Raw genomic sequence first — 20,877 nt, forward strand, 5'->3', positions numbered from 1 at the left:
TATCTAGGGGCGATTTCTTTCTTTATCAAGTGCCTATATTCTTTCGGCATCTCGGGAACAGTTTTTACGCCATTGGAATAATATTCTTCCTGGTACTGGAACTGGTGTTCATCACTTGCGGTTTTCAAGAATATAGCTGCTTGGCGACATGCCATAGTGCTTATGAAAGTCCCTTGAAAAATTGGATTGTACGGTATAACCGACCATCGTTGATACCTGGGTGATGTTATATTCTTTTTGGGTGAGTAGTTCTGCCGCCTTTTTCAATCGTGAAATATTGATCAATTCATTGGGTGTGAGGTCGGATAGTCCTTTGATTTTACGGTAAAGGGTTGGACGGCTCATATGCATCAATTTGGCCAGTTCATCCACATTGAGATCTATCGTTGAAATATTCTCATAAATAACCGTATTCAGCTGACTGATAAAATCTTTGTCGGGTGCTGAAACGTTAATATCCATTAAGTTGGAGCTGGAAGAATTGGTTAGGTAATTCTTGATGATTTTACGGTTTTTGAGGATGTTGCGTATCTGTACCATAAGGAATTCAAGCGAAAAGGGTTTTTCGATATAGGCATCAGCACCATTTTTTAATCCCTGAATTTTTGAATCCAGTGCATTTTTTGCCGTTAGAAAAATAACGGGAATATGGCTATACAGAATATCTGTTTTGATGCGTTTGCATAGCGCCAGACCATCCATAATGGGCATCATAATATCTGTTAGTACAAGTTGTACATTCTCTTGATCTAATATTTCGAGGGCCTCGGCACCGTTCCCTGCCCGTAGAATAGTGTAGCTGGTTTTCAATTCTTTATTGAGGTAGGCCAATATTTCTTTATTATCCTCGACGAGCAGAATCACCGGCTTTTCTTCCTCCTGTTCATCGGATCTATCATGCAATACATGATCGTCATTATCTTCCTGAAAAGATTTGATGTCGAGCGATTGTTCCTGAAAGATTGGGATCGATAGCAGAAATATATTGCGGTTCTCTTCCAGATGTACAAGGGATAAGTTTCCTTGGTGCAATTCAACCAAGGAGCGGGATAAAGGAAGACCAATGCCCGTCCCCGTATCTTTATCGGATTCATTTAAGCGATAAAATGGTTCAAATATTTTCTCTCTTTTCTCAAAAGGAATGAGCTCACCATCATTCTTCAACTCGATATTGAACATAATATCATCGCTATTAAAAGGGAGGAGTTTGACGTTGACTTCTTGATCCGCATATTTGATGGCGTTATGAATCAGGTTGGTAAAGATTTTTCGAAGGGCTTCTTCATCCACGTAAGCCGTGAGACTGATACGCGGGAGACTGAGGTCATAGTGCAGCTGTTTATCTTTTGCAAAATAATTTAAATCGTGAAATACTTCGGATAGGAGTGCATTAATATCCGTTTTAGTAAAAATAAGGCTCATATTGTTGGTTTCTGCTTTTCTAAAATCAAGTAATTGGTTGGTGAGGCGAATTAATCGCGCTGTGTTTTTTTCAATCAACGCAAGGTCTTTGGCTGTGTCGCGATCGGTAAATTTATGGTTATTGATTATTTTCTCAAGGGGCATCTTGATCAGCGTGAGTGGCGTACGAATTTCGTGGGCCAGGTTGGTGAAGAATTCCAGCTTGAGGTTATATATTTCCTGTTCTTTTTTTCGTTCATAACTATCCATCTTTTGGGCATTGTTGGCCTTTATAAGGAGAAAGTAATACCGCAATACGAGCAGTGCAATGGTGCCGAAGCTCAAAAAATAAAGTAAGTATGCCCAACCTGACTGCCACCAGGGTGGCGAAACGATGATGAGCAGTTTTTTTTCATTCGGATTCCATACGCTGTTGTTATTTGCACCTCTGAACTTAAACGTATAGGTGCCCGGAGGAAGTTTATTGTAATAGATTTTTTGATTGCCTGTAATATCGGTCCATTCTTTATCGTAACCTTCCATGATATAGCGATAAGGATTGCTCTTTGGGGAAACAAAGCTCAAGGCGGCGATATTGAAGCTAATATTGGAATTGTCGTAGGTCAGTTGGATCTCTTCTGATAGGGAGATGGATTCTTTCAGTATACCATTTTCACGAACCGGTACGCTCACATTGTTAATCTGAATGCCGCTGATGAATATAGGAGGAATAAAGCTGTTCTTAATGGATTTTGTCGGGTTGAAGCTAACCATTCCTTTAATCGTCCCGAAATATAAAGTCCCGTCGCTATCTTTGTAAGCCGAATTATAATTAAACTGATCTGCAGGAAGCCCGTCTCTCGATGTATAGATGACCCTACGCGGAACACCTTCGTCCAGTCTGACCAGTCCACCACCTGTAGATATCCAGATGCTCCTGTTGTCGTCTTCTAGGACCTTGAATACCTGATTGGAAGGTAAACCGGATTCGGTCAGATAATTGGTGAAGCGCCCATCACGACGGTATTTTGAGAGGCCGCTTTCGGTGCAAAACCACAAGTTATTTTTGCTGTCTTCAAATAGACCGTTGACATAATTATTGACGAGTGTATTTTGTTTACCTTGTTCGGATAACAGATGCTGAATTTCTCCCGAACTGCGATTATATTGGTAGACCCCACTACCGTAGGTGTTGATCCAAAGTATACCATATTCATCTTCATAAATGCCTTGTATCCATGCGGTAATAGGAAGGAGGTCAAAACTGTCGCTATTTTTGTTGTAGCGGTATAGTGCGCGGTCTGTCCCGACAAACATGCTGTTGTCTTTAGACTTATAGAGGCATACGGCAAAGCTGCTTTGTAGAGGGCCTTTGCCGATACGGTCATAGTGTTTTTTTAGTTTTCCGGTTTTTACGTCGAGAACGTCTAGTCCATGTGTTGTGGAGCCTACCCAAAGATCGTCGCCGATTGTTGCCAGGCCATGAACATTGTTATGCGCTATACTTCCCTTTTTCCCATTGGCAAGGAAATGCTGAATTTGTTGTGTTTGCGCATCAATTTTGTTCAGGCCGCCATCTTCTGTTCCTATCCAGAAATTTCCATAGCGATCTTTTTTGATATCGTGTACAATATTGCCCGATAGGGCCGATTTTCCAAATCCGGATAGATACTTTTTGAAATTGTCGAATTGGTTGCTGTATTGGTTAAAGCCGCCGAAAAATGTTCCAAACCAGATGTTGTCTTCACGGTCCCGATAGAAATTCAGGACAGCATTGTCAGATATGGCAAATGGATTGAGCAGATCTTTTTTGATGTGCTGGCTCTGACCTGAGTGAATATCATAGGTATATATTCCAGTTTCAGTTCCAATCCAGTATATCGACTCCGTTTGTTGAATAATACAGTTTGCCTGGATAACTTTATTAGGGTAATGACTTGCAAATAGATTTTTCAACCGACCATTTTTGAAATCAAACAAATAAGCCGAATTGATTGTTCCAACCATCAACAGGGAATCATTGATGGCGTAAACGGTTTTAGTATTTGCCAATGCTTTTCGATCGATTTTTTTAAGGTCAACTTCGACAAATTTACTCGTATTAACCTGATACCGTTGTATGGTACTGTTATTGTCCGTTGTCCACAACCCGCCTTTTTTGCTACTGGTAATCGCTACAATGGTATTTTTGTTCTGATCAAATGGAATTATTTCTGTTGTATAAGAATTATAGCGATAAAGTTTTCCGTTCGAAAGTAACCAGATAAAACCGGCGTATTCGTGTATGGCATTTACTTCACCGATTGGTACACCCCTGAATGGTGTAAAATTTTCTTTAATAGGATCGTAACAATAGGTACCGCGTGTGGTTCCCACCCATAGCACTCCTTTACTGTCTGTGAGAATACTTAAAATGGACGAACTTCCGATACTTGTAGAGTCTGAAGCATTGTGTCTAAATATCTTAAATTGATTGCCGTCAAAGCGATTGAGGCCATTCCTTGTCCCTAACCATAGAAAACCCTGAACATCCTGTGTAATACATTTGACTGTGCTATTGGAGAGACCGTCGTGGGTTTGATAATTTTTAAAATAGATCGATTGTGCCTGCACGTTAATACATGCTAGCAAGATATATAAAAGGAGTATGGTGGTTATTCTTTTCAAAACTGATTACGTTGAACTAAAAATAGTCAATTAAAAGATAAAAAATAGTTTTACTGATACGCTTTGATATAAAATTGAGACGCTCTGATTGGACTAGCTACAAGGATTTCCGCATTTTTATAAAACAATAATAACCAAATATAAACGTATGTTTCGCCCTAGAATTATGACAGGTAAGTCCTGTGTCCTTGTTTTTCAGTTTGTTAGGTTTTTGTTTTTACCTGTGAGACATGATGTTCACGATGCTTTGGTTTTGAATTTTGCCTTTAAAGGCCTTGATACCCAGCGCTACGTCTTTGCCATTATTGGGGAAGACTATACGCATTTCAAAAGGGCTTTGGAACCTAAAAAATATCATTAAAAATCACTTAGTATCATTTGTGTATCCTAGATGCACGATATAAAAATCAATTAAACCACCAATCAAAAAGCGTATGAAAAATAAACTACTTGCACAATGCGTAATGACGCTTACATTTTTGCTTGTATCTTTTATTGTAGTTGCCCAGACGAAAGTCTTGAAGGGAAAGGTTGTAGATGAGACTCAAGGTCCATTGGCGGGAGCTACAATTAAGGTAAAAGGGGGAACCGCTGCTACAACAACAGACACGGAAGGTTCCTTTACATTTACTGTTCCCAGTGAAGCGAAAACGCTGGAAGTATCCTTTATTGGATACACTTTAAAAGAAGTACCCATTGTGGGAAACGATATCACCGTAGCGCTGGAACCTAGTGCCGGTCAGGGCCTAGATGAGGTCGTTGTGATCGGTTATGGTACCGCCCGTAAAAAAGATCTAACGGGGTCTATGGTCACTATTGGAGCGAAAAACTTCAATAAGGGGATCATGACGAGTCCCGATCAATTAATACAAGGAAAGACACCAGGGGTTATGGTGATTAACAATACGGGGCAACCTGGCGGATCAACCACAGTACGTATCCGTGGAAACTCATCGATCCGGGCCAGTAACAACCCGTTATTTGTGCTGGATGGTGTGCCTATGTCGGGCAATTCACCTCTGCCCGAAGGAAGAGGAGGCTTTTCTTCCGATAGAGGAAATCCTTTGACTTACTTGAATCCGGGTGACATTGCTAGTATGGACATTCTTAAAGATGCATCGGCTACAGCAATTTATGGTTCACGTGGGGCAAATGGCGTTGTCATTATTTCGACGAAAAGAGGTAAAGTCGGGCAGCCCGAGGTTTCTGTAGGAGCCTCTGCAGGTGTTTCTACCATGCGGGAATATCCTGATGTATTAGATGCTGCTCGATTTAGAGAAGCGTTGAAATATTATACACCATCTGAAGTCGCAAATGCTGATTTTGGTGGCAATGAGGATGCCTTTAAAGCGATTACAAGAAAAGCGATCACGCAAAATTACTATGCTGATGTAGCTGGCGGAACCGAGTATGGTAAGTATCGCCTTTCAGGTGGATATTTAAACCAAAACGGTATTATTCGTGGATCACAGCTGAAGAAATACACAGCCAATTTTAACGGAAATTTCCGTTTTCTGGAAAACAAACGATTGGGATTGGATTTTGCTGTCTTTTTGACGCAAATGGATAATAAATACGCACCGATCAATGCGATGGTAGGTTCGGAAGGAAATGTGATCTCCCAAGCCTTACAATGGAATCCGACACGACCATTACGGGACGATCAAGGCAATTTAACCTTTGTCAGTTCGACTACGCGAAACCCATTGACAAGTATTGACGCCTTTAAAGATTTGGCGACAACAAATACGATGGTAATCAACTTGGCGCCATACTATAAAATTACAGACGATTTGGAATATCGCTTTATCTATAGTGCAATGCGACAAACTGGAAACCGTGAAGGTATGTACCGCGCAGGACTTATTGATCCTTCAGCTGTGAACAATGAGCAGGCCTTTATTTCCAATAACGGAGAAACCAACTTGCAAATGACGCATATGCTCTCTTACAATAAACAAATCAATTCAGATTGGAGTGTCAATGCGGTAGCAGGTTACGAGTATTTGGATTATAACTACAACAACAACATTTCCTTTGGCGGTGGATTTCGTTACATGGGACTAGATTATTTTGACTATCTACAATATACGCCTGTTTCCACGCGGGAAATATCGTCGTATAGAAGCCCAACCAACCAATTGCAATCACTTTTCTTGCGTGGCGGATTCAATTACTTGGATCGCTACTTATTGACTGCAACAGTAAGAAGGGATGGCTCAACGAAATTTGGTTCAAACAACAAATACGCCATGTTCCCTTCATTGGCAGTAGCATGGAATGTGAATCAGGAAGAGTTTTTGAAATCTACCGGTATTTTTGATCAGTTGAAAGTAAGGTTAGGTTGGGGAAAAACAGGTAACCAAGAATTTCCATCTGGGGCATCGTTAAATAGACTGGTTTTTGGTAATCAAAGTGTAAGCCAGGCAAACTATGGTAATCCTGATTTGAAATGGGAGACTTCGACCACGATTAATGCGGGTATTGATTTTGGAATTTGGGGCAATCGTCTGTATGGATCCATTGACTATTTCAATAAAAAGACCACAGATGCGCTTTTTGAGCAAACTCTTGCACAGCCAGCTCCAGCAGGGCGTATCTGGGTGAATTTGGACGGTGAGATTGTCAATAAAGGGGTAGAGGTCGCGTTGACAGGTACAATTATTAAAAATGACAATTGGACTTGGGATTTGACAGGTAATGCAACTTTCCTGAAAAACAGTGTAAGTGGTCTAGTGGGCTATTACGAAACAGGGGCATTGCGTGGACAAGGTTTTTCAGGTGTATTGGGACAACGTATGGTAAATGGGCAACCATTGAATGTTTGGTACCTGGCCGATTATCAAGGTATTGATCCGCAGACAGGCATGAGCATGTATCGCGGACAGGATGGTAGTATCAGTACGGCCAACGACCCTGCAATTAATAAATTCTATATGCACAGTCCAAATCCGACGACTTTATTGGGTATTTCTACCAACGTAAATTACAAACAGTTTTCTTTGGCCGCCAATATGAATGGTGCTTTTGGACATTATCTATTCAATAATACGGCAGCGACAACTTTGGGATTGAGTAATCTATCATCACGTAATATCGGTTCAGCATTCTTTAATACAGCTGTAAAAGAGTCTACTTCCAATTCGGCTGCGCCTTCGACGCGATTCCTTGAAAAAGGTGATTATCTAAAAATGGCCAATCTTACGTTAAGCTATCGTGTTGGAAATGTAGGTAGAACACTTAAGAATTTAAATGTATCCCTTACTGGACAGAATCTTTTCATCATCACGAAGTATACAGGATTTGATCCTGAGGTGAATACCGATGGTGCAACAAATGGTATTCCTTCGTTGGGTATCGAATATTTACCCTATCCACCGGCAAGAAATATCCTATTGGGGGTTAACTTCTCACTTTAAGCGTATACTGTAAATCATTAGATAATAAAAAGAGGAGAGCGTCAAGATGGATTTAAACGTATTAGTGAATCAATAAAAATGAATAAATCTGATCGCCTCATGACGAATGAAACACCAAAGGCAGTATGAATGCCTAACAGTCAAAATGGATGAATAAATAATCAAATTTAGACGGATGAAAAAGATGAAATTAAGAACTTTATTATATATCGGAATAATTGGCTCCCTTGTAACTAGTACATTTTCTTGTACTAAACTAAAGGAGGAATTTAAAGGAGAATTGGAGGAGGGGACATCCAATGTGGATCCTGGAAGCTTGTTGATCACAGCTTATAATTCATTGAACACCCCTTACCAGCAGGAACAGCGCTGGGTGATGCAGGAAATATCAACGGACGCAGCCATGGCCCCTACACGGGGTGGCGACTGGGATGATAATGGTATGCATCGTGCGATCCATTTACATACCTGGAATGCAGATAATGGCTACATGAATAATACTTTTGTCAGTTTGGGTACAGCCATCTATAATGCGGGCAATGTGTTGCGGTATAATCCGAGTGCGCAGCAAGGGGCTGAAGCGAAGTTTATTCGTGCGTTGGTCATGTTTGATATGTTGGATCTTTATGGCGTAGTACCCGTCCGGGAAGGAGCATCTTTTGAAGATTTTAGAATCGCACCAGAGGTGTTACAGCCACAGGCGGCTATTGACTATATGGTGAAGGATCTCAACGAAATTATAGCGAATTTGCCTGCAAACGGGCCGAAAGCGGCATATGTTGCTAATAAAAATGCGGCGAAAGCATTATTGATGAAGATTTATTTGAATAAGGGAACATTTTTAAATAGACAAGCTCCTTCTTTTGCTGCCGACGATATGAACAAGGTAGTGACTTTAGCCAAAGAAATTACCGCTTCGGGATTCTATACTATTTCTGCGAAGGGCAAATACTTTGATAATTTTGCGCCGGATAACGACGAGAAGTCTACCGAAAATATTTTCACTTTATACAATAAAAATGGAGATAGAGGTGGAAATGTGGACCGTACCTGGAATACCGTTGCTCACTATAATATGAATCCGGGGGGGTGGAATGGCTGGTGTACCTTATCAGACTATTACGATAAATTTTCGGATACCGATGAAAGAAGGGGAATTTATTATAATTATCCAGCTGATACGACTTCTAACAGAACAAAAGAATTCAAACGTCAAAATGTTGGTTTTTTTGCTGGACAGCAATACAATTGGAGTACAAACAAACCCTTAATGGCGCGGAACCCAGCGAATGCACCTTTGGTCTTTACGCGTGAAGTCACCATCCGTACCTCGGGTGCAACCTTGGAAACAGCTGGTATCCGTCCAATGAAGTATGCGTTTGATTATGCCGTCACTGGTCAACGAAACAACGACTGGGTTGTATTTCGTTATGCCGACGTATTGCTGATGCAAGCAGAGGCTATTCTTAGAGGTGGAACAGGAACAGCAACAGAGGCACTCGGTTTGGTCAATACTATTCGGACGAACCGTGGTGTTACTAACTTGACGGCATTGACGCTCGATAATTTATTGGATGAGCGTGCTCGCGAGTTATATTGGGAAGGCTGGAGAAGACAGGATTTGATTCGTTTTGGTAAATTTTTATTGGCCTGGCAAGAAAAGGCTGCGGATGCCGATCCCAAAACATTGGTTTATCCAATCCCGAGTCAACAGATTGCTGTCAATCCAAATTTGAAGCAAAATACAGGTTATTAATTTGCTATATATGCATCAGTAAAACAAGCAACTTCAAGAAGTTCGTTTTATTTTGAAAGGTATTTAGCGGATAGGAACTTACTCTTATCAGCTAAATACCTTCTTTTTTTGAAACAATGCGTTTCTTACAATTCGTTTCTTTTGCCCAGAAAGAACCCGTAGTTTACTTTCACGACGGTTGGTTCTTGTGAGACCAAAAAGCTTTTAGGAAAGAAGGTGCTTAAAATAGAGATAGAAGCAATTGCTCTATTGAAAATATTGTCTTGTTTTTTTGATAAAAAATAATCACTTTAGAGCTGGATAACTAGCCAAAAAGCATAGGTCATTTTGATGGATCAAATTGGAATTCTGTCAGATACCAATTTCGATGTTCTTTGTGAAAAGGATAACAGCATTGAAACAAGATTATCTAAATGTAGATTATGATTAATAAAATCCTACAGCGGGCACCTACTAACGAAAAAGAGTTTTTTCTAGCTTATCGTTATTGGTACAGGAAATTATACTATTTTCTGTATCAGAAGACCCAATGTTCGAATCTTGCCGAAGATGTCGTCCAACAGACTTTTTTAATTGTTTGGGAACGCAAAAATAATGCGAATCAGCAAATCCAATTCAGTACCCAGCTCTTCCAGATTGCGCGCACAAAATTGATTGATGAATTGCGCCGGCGTGCATTGAATAGAAAATATGTAGCGTTTGAGAAACCATTTGTACTGACCCAATATGAAGATCTTGAACGACAAATTGCCTATAAAGGAGAGTTAGAATACGTAAAAGAGCTGATTACACAAATGCCTTTTATGCGGCAACAGGTCTTTTATCTCCATAAAATTGAGGAATTGAGTTATAAAGAAATTGCCGTCAAATTGTCTATCTCCCCGAAGACTGTAGAAAATCACGTTAGCATTGGCCTGAAATTTATTAAAAAATTTTTTAAGTTGTCTTAGGGGACAAGCCCATCACTATTCGTATAACAGTTATATACCTATCCTGCTAAAAGGATAGAAACTGTTATGAATCGCAAATCCTTATTAAATAAATTCCTGGCGAATGAATGTTCTGCTGAGGAAGCGAAACTTGTGTTCACCTGGCTGAATGACGATCCGACATTATTGGACGATCTCATTTCGGAAGATGATTGGGTTTCCTATATCAATCAGGAAAATAAGTCAAAACGTGGTGGCGATAGCCTGTTGAGAATTATTACTGTATTCGTCCTGTTTGGTTTCCTGTTTGTTTTATCCAATCTTTTGGGCATATCAACCGATAAACCTCTACAAACAGCAAGCTTCATTCAGGAAATTTACTACAACCCTTCTGCTCAGCCTAAAGAAATTATTGCAGCAGACAATTCAATTTTAACCTTGGAACCCGGTGCACTGATTCAGCTCGTTATAAAACCGGATCTTGACTTTCGGCGGGTTAAACTATTCAGTGGAAGAGTCAATTTTAAAGTAGCAAAGGATCCTTCAAAACCTTTCATCGTCGAAAGCGGCACGTTGATGACCACAGCGCTGGGAACAGAATTCATCGTGGATTATAATGCGGCAGTTGAACATGTTCTGATCCGATTATTTGAGGGGAAAGTTCGCGTTGAATCGATAGAACCGTCCGTAGTAGAGACAAACATTTTGAAACCTGGCCAACAGATTTATTTTGGCGGGGCGAACAAGATGCTTGTTTCAAATTTCAAAGGTACGCCAAAAATGAGCGCGAGGGAAAGTCTACCGGCCCAGCTTATGCTTTCCGCAACGGAAAAACCGTACCGCAATCCGGCAACAATTCACCAGAGCGCCAATTGGCTCCAATTGGAAGAAACCGCTGTATCTGATATTATCCAATATATCAATCATGAGCTTGATGTACCTATATCTTATGATTCATTAATCGTTAAAAACTATCGGATAAAGGGGCGGTTTAGCAAGAATCCAACAATGGACCTGAAAGACAAAACGGATCTTGCGGCGTCTATTCTGCAGTTGATTGTTGAGGTGAATCCGTTTATTCTTGAAAAACAACATAATACATATATACTCAAACCTAAAAAATAGAATCATGGTAAATTTCAACTTAACCAAGAAACCATTTTTTGTTTTTCTTGTCTTGACATTGTTATCTTTTCGATGTCTAGCGGGAACAATAAATGGTGTAATCAAAAACTCGTCGGGGCAACGGCTGGCAGGGGTAAGTATACTTTTGAAAAATCCCGGCAGCAGTTTTTCAACAGCAGCTTCCAGTGCGAGTGATGGGAGTTTTCGTTTTGCAGATGTACCGAATGGAAAGGGTTATGAACTGACTTTTTCATACATCGGGTATCAAAGCTATGTAGAACGAAATGTGCAGGTTTCAGCTGATGGAGCCACCACTCTTTCCATTATTTTGGAGGATCAGGTGAATCAGCTAGAAGATGTTGTCGTGATCGGATACGGTAAACAAAAGAAAAGCGATCTGACAGGTGCCATTGCATCGCTTTCCAGCAACGAACTAACGAAAGGCGGAGCGGTGAGTAATGTAGGGCAGGCCCTACAGGGTAAAGCTTCCGGTGTCGTTGTAACCCAGAATTCAAAGGCGCCGGGTGGTAGCACGTCTATTCGGATTCGCGGAACCAATTCCATCAGTGGAAGTAATGATCCACTCTATGTGATCGATGGATTTCCAACAAATAATGGTATCAACATCAATCCTGATGATATTGCTTCCATGGATATCTTAAAGGATGCTTCGGCAACGGCTATCTACGGTTCCAGAGGTGCCAATGGTGTTATTATCATTACTACAAAACGTGGTCTTACGGATAAAAACAACATTACCTATAGTGGCTATGTGGGAACACAGAAACCGATTATACCGTTCACTTTTCTCGACGGTAAGCAATATATGAATCTTGCCAATGCACTTTATAAGGAGATTCAGGGGCAAGAAAATCAGGAATATGCAGTCTATACCAAATCACAGCTCGAGTCTGATGTCAACACGGATTGGGTAAAGGAGACCATGCGGAACGGCATTTTGCAAAACCATAATTTACAGTTTTCCGGAGGTGGTGAGAAAACCAAAGTGTTGACGAGCATAGGTTATTTTGATCAAAAGGGTGTTTTGAAGACGACAGACTTTAATCGAATTTCGGGACGTATCAACGTGGATCAAAAGGTAAACGATTATATCCGCACTGGGGCGAGCCTATCCGCGCAACGGGAAAAATCAAATATGCAGGTGTATGACGGAAATATCCTTAATTCAAATGTTTTGTATAGCATATTGACCTATGATCCGACGGTACCTGTTTACAATGCAGATGGAAGTTTTGGAAGACCTCCGGGGGGGCAGGGTGACAATCCCTTGGCCAACCTGATGTCACGGATCAATGATGTGCAAAGGGACAAGTTGAATGGAAATATTTTTCTTGAGGTAAATCCGATCAAGGAACTGACCTTGCGCATGGATGCAGGAACAGAAATAACACATGATCAATTGGGCAGTTATCTGACTCGTGACTCTTATCAGGGTGGGATAGATGATGGTGTGGCAAGTCAGGCCGATTATAATGAGACCCATAACCTGATTGATTTTTATGCCACCTATGCAAAGGTGTTTAATGAGAAACACAATTTGAGTGTGATGGGAGGCTATTCGTATGAGAAATATGTGCGCAACAATAAAGGGATCAATGTGAAAGGTTTTTCAACGGATCTGCTGGAATACAATAATTTAGGAATGGCCTCTAGTATTACGGGAGTAAATTCTGCTAAGGCGGAGAATTTGGTCATCTCTTTTTTCGGGCGGGTAAATTACGCCTATGCTGATAAGTACCTGTTGACTGCAACCTTACGTCGTGATGGATCATCGCGCTTTAGTCCCAACCATCGTTGGGGAACCTTTCCTTCAGCAGCTTTTGCATGGAAGGTCAACAATGAGGATTTCATGAAAGAGCAGCAGCTATTTTCGGATCTAAAATTTAGGTTGGGTTACGGACAGACGGGTAATGATCGCGTCGCGGATTATGCTTCTTATGGATTGATGGATAATGGACACTATACGTTTGATGGTGTGACCAATTCGGGTGGCGTTAAACAAAACCCAACTTATCCTGAAAACGATAAATTAAAATGGGAATCCACGACGCAATATAACGTCGGACTTGATTTTTCATTTTTTAAGAATCGATTAGCCTTTACCGTAGATGCCTATTATAAGAAAACCAATGATCTTTTGATTAAGAGTATATTGCCTTATTACACAGGATATACCTCTGGACAGCGCAATCTAGGTACGATGAATAACAAAGGGTTGGAGTTTTCTGTAACCAGTAAGAATATGACCGGAGCGTTTACCTGGGAGACAAAATTGAATTTAGCGATGAACCGCAATAAGGTGTCAAGCTTGGGTGGAGAGCCGGAACAGTTGTTGACTTCGTCAAAACCAATGGGTAATGTTTCTGAAGAAGCTTATTCGGTTATTCGTGTTGGGGAATCGTTGGGCTCTTTATTTGGCTATAGATACCTGGGGGTTATTCAACAAGGAGAAAACTATGCACCACAGCCAAATTCTAAACCCGGCGATCCGAAGTTCGCGGATGTGAACGGTGATGGTACAATCAATTCAGCGGACCGGACGATCATCGGTCGTGGTTATCCGAAGTTCAATTTTGGTATGACCAATACATTCGCGTATAAAAACTTTGATCTGACGGCCTTCATTTATGGAAATGTCGGAAACGATCTCCTCAATATGACACGCATGAATTTGGAGTGGAAACGTACCACAGAAGCTTTAAATCGATGGACACCGACAAACACCAATACAGATATTCCAAGAAACGGATTTTACTACATGAACTATGGTGGCTATATCAATGACCATTTTATTGAAAATGCTTCTTTTTTGCGGTTGCGTAATCTGACACTGGGTTATACCATTCCATTGAAAACAAGAGCGGTTCAATCGATACGCGTATATGGTATGGCGGAAAACTTATTTACGATTAGCAATTATTCTGGATGGGATCCTGAGGTGGATACCAAGGGATATGAAAATGATGCGCTGGTTAAAAATAGAGCTGGAAATAATCAGAGTGCCAATGCTGGGGTAGGTCTGGATTTTAATTCATATCCTTCGATGCGCTCGTTTACTTTTGGTGTAAGTGCAACATTTTAATAGCTAATATCTAAATCAGAAATGACATGAAGACGTTTAAAAATAATATAAAATATATCTTGGGTATGGCGGGTTTGGCCGCTGTTTTGGGCCTCAGCTTGAATAGCTGTACCAAGCTTGACCCTAAATTATACAGTGATCTGACGACAAAAAATGCCTATTCAACCGAGAGCGATATCAATGCTGCCCTGACGGGTGTCTATACGAGTTTATCGCCTTATCCGGGGGATGCTTATTTATACTATGCGGGTTATCTGGTGATGATCACCGATTACGCGACGGATATGGGCTTTTCTACAGCGGCAGGTGATCCTACACGCATGAGTAACTTTACCTATGATGATAATAATAGGTATTTTAAATTTAATTATCAGAATATGTACCAGGTGATCAGCAATGCCAATATGTTGATTGATCGTATTGAGAGTGTAACTATTCCCGACGATCGCAAAAAGAAAATTATCGCCCAGGCCAGGTTCTTGCGGTCATTATCTTATATGGATCTTACAGATGCCTGGGGACCGGTACCACTGATAACGACAGTCAAGAATCCGACGGAAAGCTACAATGAACCCTTGGTTGCTGTAGAGAAAATTGATGCACAGATTGCTGAAGATTGTCAGTATGCAATCGATAACTTGCCAGAGAAATGGTCGGACGAACTGGGCATTGGCCGTGCTACAAAAGGTGCCGCGTTGACCTTAATGGGAAAGATGTATATGCGTTCGCACAATTATGAAAAAGCAAAAACGTATATCGATCAGGTTTTAGCGTTACGTGATAAAGGTGTATACACGCTGAATCCGGATTTTAAGAAGGAATGGTCCGACAATAATAAAATGGATATGGGGCTGATATTTGGCATCTTGCATGAGCCTACATTAAATGGAGGCGAGATTACCAATCACTTTGGTCCGACCGACAATCCTGAAGTACCGGATAGATGGCAGTACTATGGTGTTTCCCTTGATTTTTGGCGAAAATATAGTGATCTCGATCCGCGTAAAAAGTTTTTCTATTATAACTACACCGGAAAGGCTGCGCGGGACAAGAATACAAAATATGGATTTTTTTACATGTTGCCTGCTAAAGGACAGACTACTCCACCAAGTGATACCGTAAAATTCCTGCAAAATGTTGCGACGAAAAAGTATTCTTATGATATGGTCAATAACTCCTATCTGGATGGGCGGACGATTCAGGTTCTCCGTTTGGCGGATGTTATTTTGTGCAAGGCTGAGATTGAAAATGCACTGAACGGACCCGCTGCAGCATTGCCTTATATCAATGAAGTCCGGAAGAGAGCTGGAGCACCTGAATATGGTAAGCATCCTGATTTCCCCAGTCCTGCAAGTAAGGAGGCTATGATCGATGCGCTTGTTGACGAACGTGGTTTTGAGCTTGTCTTTGAATACAAAAGACGTCAGGATCTGATCCGCCTGGGCCGCTATGAAAAAGTGAGCAATGCTTATCTGAAAGGCCGCGGACTGAAAGAAAATGTCACTGAAGCCATGCGCTATTTCCCTTATCCATTGGAAGAAGCACGTTTGCATCAAGAAATGACGACAGCCAATCCATCGCGATTGCCTAAATAACCCGAATTAAAGCGCATTATATACCGTAATGCGCTTTGTTTGATAGACCAGTGGAATTGAAATTATTTACAGATGAAACCAATTAAAGCAATTATTGCACTGATTGTGGTGGCTATAGCAGTATTTGCTGCTTACTATTATTATGCACATCAGGTTGACATTGAAAATATTGAGGTGAGCTCACCCAATAATTTGCCGCTCAACGCTGCTATTCAGGTGAAACTAAATCAGGCAGAAGCCGTGTATGTGGAGTATTGGAAAGAGGGGGATAAACAGTCTTATAAAACAACTGTTTCAAATGCTGCTGTTCAGCATAACATTCCGTTAATGACGCTTGAACCAAATACAAGTTATAAATTTAGGGTTATCATAGATCGGATTATTCCCATAAAATCGAGCGAACAATCTTTTAAAACAAGAGCGCAATCGCCATGGATGGTGCACGACTGGATCAAGGCCGACCACCCTCATGATGAAAAGGCCCTAGGTAATGGCATGGTATTATTATGTTATCGCGGATTTCCAGGCTACATGGCCATGGTGGATGGTAAGGGGACGATTCGTTGGTATTGGCAGGACGAAAAGCTGGGCGTGCGTCTTGCTTCTTTGACCCCAAGGGGTACTATCCTTGCTTTATTGGCTCCAGCGAGTAAAGATGAATTCAACAAACCCAATCAGCCAAGCAAGAAATCGACCAATGCAAGTTATTATTTAAGAAGCGGCCGTATCGGATTTGTCGGTGGGACGGTCCTTGTTGAAATTGATCTTACGGGTAAAGAAATAGCACGTATCGATTTGGATAAAAAAGGGATCATCATGCACCATGACGTGCAGATGGATCACAACAATAATATCGTCGGTATCGTGCGGGATTTTAGGATCGACGATCGGCCCAACCATCCAAAAGATACCCTTTGGGGTGATGCGATTTTGACGATGGATATGAAAGGTAATATCTTGAAGAAATGGTCTCCCTGGGAAAAATGGGATATTCAGCAGGATAAAAAATTAGACAGCCTGAAGCATGACCGATTTCATTTTAATACCATTTCCTTCGATCGTGACAACAATTATTTGACTTCTTCACCAATTGAAAATCAGGTCTGGAAAATTGATGCCAAAACTGGTGATATTCTCTGGAAATTGGGAAAGGGTGGCGATTATAAATTAAAGGACCAGGAACTGTTTTATTTCCAGCATGCACCGCATATCACAAAAACTGGTGAGCTGTTGCTTTTTGACAATGGTGATTTTTCTCCGCGTGACAGTACAACAGCCAATAAGCAATCACGGGCGATCGCTTTTAGGCTTGATCAAAAGAATAAAACGGCAACAGTAGCTTATGCGGCCCCAATTCCTAAAAAGCAGTTTACAGCAAGAATGGGCAGTGCCTATGAACTGGATAATGGTAATTTACTGCAGACTAGCTCAAAAACAGGTAGTGTATTGGTGACGGATAAAACAGGAAAAGTGCTTTGGGAATTAAACGCTTATTTTATTCCGTATCGCGCTATTTATGTGCCTGAGGAAACCTGGCATAATTACAGGCACAACTAAGTTAAGATGTTAGGAATAAAACTTAATTTTAGTCCTCTTATTGACCAATAAAAGTAGCTGCACTACGGACTCATGTTGGGGAAACAGTGCAGCTTGTAAATCGTATCAGGCTTATGGAAAAGCTTGGTAAAGACAAAATATTTTGAATAAATACTATTCGCATGAAAAAAAGAACAGCCTCTTATAAGCTGGCAATTATCCTTGCCGTATCCTTATGCGCAAACTCGGCCCGGGCGCAACTGACCTATCCTCCGGAAACACAAAAGTGGGAAGCGGACCAGCTGGGTAATCATCGAGCAGTGCTGCAGGTAAATACAGATCAGAAGGAGGTACAGGTTACTATTCCGTGGCGAAATCGCTGGGTTGAGGCAAATCAGCAAGTTATTATCGTCGACAGTGCCAGCAATAAGCAGATTGCCCCGAGCGCTTATCTTTGGATGAATACAGAATCTGGTGGAATACGGTTTAAACCAGTTTCCGGAAAGGGCGTATACTACGTCTATTATTTGCCCTATCAGATGGGGGGGCGCAGCCGCAATTATCCGGATGCAATTTATCTTAAAAATGCGGTTTCGGCTCCAGCGAAAGCAGTGCAGCATGTGGCTGGAAACTCTAAAGGAGTTACTGTTGCACGCTTTGATGCCGTAGATGAATACAATAGTAACGATCCGATGGAACTGATCGCGAGTACCGAAGAAGTGCGAGGCTTTGTGAGCAGGAATGCGAATGCCGCATATTATCTTTTTCCTGAACTGCGGGAGTTTCCGATTAAGATGGAAAGCAATCTTCCGCAACGCTGGCTTATGAAAGGTAAAGCCATGACTAAGTTGCAGGGCACAGGGCAGAAAGGTGAATTTTATGCCTTTCAACTCGGGGTATGGTCTCCAAAGCAGGACCTCCATGAAATCCAAATTTCATTCTCGGATTTTAAAGCAAGTGATGGGTCTATTATTCCCGCGAATAGCCTGAATTGTATCAATACCCAAGGTACGGATTATACCGGCAAAGCAATGGCACTCCAGGTTGATATACCAAAAGATAAAGTTCAGGCCCTGTGGTGCGGTATACAGATTCCGGAGGTTACTGCAAGCGGAACTTACCATGGCGTGGTTACCGTAAAGCCAAAAAATGCGGCAGCGAAACAGGTCAATGTGGAAATAAGGGTTTCAGATGCTTCAGGTGATATATCCAGTGTTGATCAACCATGGAAAATGACGCGACTACCATGGCTCAATTCGACATTGGCCCAAAAAAACACAGTGGTTGCGCCTTATACAGCTATTGAATTAAAAGCAGATTCTACCTTGCATATTTTAGGCCGCGAGGTGAAACTACATGCGAGTGGTTTTCCAAAACAGATCAGTACGTTTTTTACACCTGAATTGACTGAAATATCGTCCAAGGCGAATAACCTCTTATTCGAACCGCTTCATTTTCATTTTTATAGTGCTTCAGACGGAAAGGAAATTCAACTTAAACCAAGCGGGATCCGATTTGAAACCAAAAGTGACGGTGAATATAGTTGGACGGCCAAAAATGAGTCTTCCGATCTGACCATGGAAGTAGAGGGTAAATTGGAATTTGATGGCTATATGCATTATGTGGTCAAGCTCACGGCGCTGAAGGACCTGTCTTTAAAAGAAGCCACGATGCATATCCCGATGATGCCCGATAAGACGGATTATTTTATGGGACTCGGGCAAAAGGGAGGAAAGAGGCCCGAACAGCTTACCTGGAAATGGGATGTAGCCCATAAAAATCAGGATGGTGGTTGGATAGGTGCTGTAGATGCCGGACTCCAGTTTTCACTCCGTGACGAGCATTATTCTCGGCCGCTCAATACGAATTTTTATCTTCAAAAGCCGCTTGTGCTGCCACAGTCCTGGGGTAATGAAAATAAAGGGGGAATTGATATTGGCCTGAAAGGAAAATCGGTTTTGGTCAATAGTTACAGCGGAGCCCGTGATCTCAAAAAAGGCGATGTGCTTTATTATAATTTTAACCTGCTAATTACCCCTTTTCACCCGATCAATACGGAAGCACAATGGAATGAACGGTATTACCATGCCTATAAACCCGTTGATTCTGTTGTTGCAAGTGGATCTAATGTCATCAATATCCATCATGGAAATGAAATAAATCCATATATCAATTATCCGTTTATTGCGACAAAAGAAATGAAGCAATATATCGATCAGGCACATGATAAGGGCTTAAAGGTCAAGATCTACAATACCGTTCGTGAGGTTTCAAATCGGGTTTATGAGCTCTATCCATTGCGTAGCCTGGGCACTGAGGTGTTTTCACCTGGAAAAGGAGGCGGATATTCCTGGTTGCAGGAGCATGTGGGTGAAAATTATATCGCTGCATGGTATGTTCCCCAATTTAAAGACGCGGCTATTATCAATAGCGGAATGAATAGATGGCACAATTATTACGTCGAAGGCATGAATTGGCTGGTAGATCATATCGGTATCGATGGGATTTATTTGGATGATGTTGCCTTCGATCGGGTAACCATGAAAAGAATAAAACGTGTGCTGACAAAAAATGGCAAACCTGGTCTAATCGATTTGCATTCGGCAAATCAATATAATAAAAGTGATGGATTCAATAATAGTGCGAATCTGTATCTGGAGCATTTTCCGTACATCAATAGATTATGGTTTGGTGAATACTTTGACTACGAGAATAACCAACCTGATTTTTTCCTTACCGAGGTGAGCGGCATTCCGTTTGGTTTAATGGGTGAAATGCTACAGGATGGTGGAAATCCTTGGCGGGGTATGCTCTATGGCATGACCAATAGGATGCCTTACCAAAAATTGACACCTGCTGATCTATGGAGAGCGTGGGATCAATTTGGTATCAAAGGGAGTAAAATGATAGGTTATTGGTCGCCAAATATTCCTGTTAAAACCGATCATGATAAGGTTCTTACAACTGTTTATAGCCGTCCGGGCAAGGCGATGGTAGCTATCGCTAGCTGGGCGGATGGTGATGTGGATGTAAAATTGGCCATTGACTGGGGAAAATTGGGGATTGATGCTGGAAAGGCAAAATTATCCGCACCACTCATCCCTAATTTTCAAAAGGGGGCGGAGTATAAATTGGGCGATGTGATTCCGGTAGAAAAGAATAAAGGACTTTTGTTGATTATTGAATAGCAGCAATGTATGCCTATAGTGAAAATTCTATCATAGGTTTTTTGTCAATGCCAAGGAAACAAATAGCCTATGATAGATTCATTTATGTTGAAATTCGGTGAAGAAATGGCTCACATGACGGATTTAATCACATCGGACAAATCAACGCTTTGGGGAAT

The 20,877-nt window shown here is 41.3% G+C and carries 9 protein-coding genes; 8 read left to right on the forward strand and 1 reads right to left on the reverse strand.

Annotated features, from left to right (window positions below):
- Window positions 1-111: 111 nt before the first annotated feature.
- A complete protein-coding gene (locus tag ACLCDV_RS07165) occupies window positions 112-4,068 on the reverse strand; it encodes a two-component regulator propeller domain-containing protein (RefSeq protein ID WP_411973289.1) in 3,957 nt (1,318 codons plus the stop codon).
- Between the two features lie 434 nt (window positions 4,069-4,502).
- On the opposite strand from ACLCDV_RS07165, the gene ACLCDV_RS07170 reads away from it, so the two are divergent.
- The 8 genes from ACLCDV_RS07170 to ACLCDV_RS07205 all read left to right on the forward strand — a co-directional run bounded on the left by ACLCDV_RS07170 (window position 4,503) and on the right by ACLCDV_RS07205 (window position 20,719).
- A complete protein-coding gene (locus tag ACLCDV_RS07170; protein WP_343567689.1) occupies window positions 4,503-7,487 on the forward strand; it encodes a SusC/RagA family TonB-linked outer membrane protein in 2,985 nt (994 codons plus the stop codon).
- 175 nt (window positions 7,488-7,662) lie between these two features.
- Window positions 7,663-9,243, forward strand: a complete 1,581-nt coding sequence (locus tag ACLCDV_RS07175; protein ID WP_411973290.1) for a RagB/SusD family nutrient uptake outer membrane protein — start codon at window positions 7,663-7,665, stop codon at window positions 9,241-9,243.
- 422 nt (window positions 9,244-9,665) lie between these two features.
- On the forward strand, window positions 9,666-10,193 hold the full coding sequence (locus tag ACLCDV_RS07180) for an RNA polymerase sigma factor (protein WP_075991636.1): 528 nt from the start codon (window positions 9,666-9,668) through the stop codon (window positions 10,191-10,193).
- A 66-nt stretch (window positions 10,194-10,259) separates the two neighbouring features.
- Window positions 10,260-11,297, forward strand: coding sequence for a FecR family protein (locus ACLCDV_RS07185; protein WP_317667877.1), 1,038 nt, complete (start codon window positions 10,260-10,262; stop codon window positions 11,295-11,297).
- 4 nt (window positions 11,298-11,301) lie between these two features.
- Window positions 11,302-14,400, forward strand: a complete 3,099-nt coding sequence (locus ACLCDV_RS07190) for a SusC/RagA family TonB-linked outer membrane protein (protein WP_411973291.1) — start codon at window positions 11,302-11,304, stop codon at window positions 14,398-14,400.
- A 26-nt stretch (window positions 14,401-14,426) separates the two neighbouring features.
- Window positions 14,427-15,995, forward strand: a complete 1,569-nt coding sequence (locus ACLCDV_RS07195) for a RagB/SusD family nutrient uptake outer membrane protein (RefSeq protein WP_286802386.1) — start codon at window positions 14,427-14,429, stop codon at window positions 15,993-15,995.
- A 72-nt stretch (window positions 15,996-16,067) separates the two neighbouring features.
- Complete coding sequence (locus tag ACLCDV_RS07200) at window positions 16,068-17,552, forward strand: aryl-sulfate sulfotransferase (RefSeq protein ID WP_411973292.1); 1,485 nt, start codon at window positions 16,068-16,070, stop codon at window positions 17,550-17,552.
- A 161-nt stretch (window positions 17,553-17,713) separates the two neighbouring features.
- Window positions 17,714-20,719, forward strand: a complete 3,006-nt coding sequence (locus tag ACLCDV_RS07205; RefSeq protein ID WP_411973293.1) for a glycoside hydrolase domain-containing protein — start codon at window positions 17,714-17,716, stop codon at window positions 20,717-20,719.
- Window positions 20,720-20,877: the final 158 nt, after the last annotated feature.

Origin of the sequence: Sphingobacterium sp. Lzh-3 (assembly GCF_046764375.1) — a bacterium.
In the GTDB taxonomy this organism is placed as follows: domain Bacteria; phylum Bacteroidota; class Bacteroidia; order Sphingobacteriales; family Sphingobacteriaceae; genus Sphingobacterium.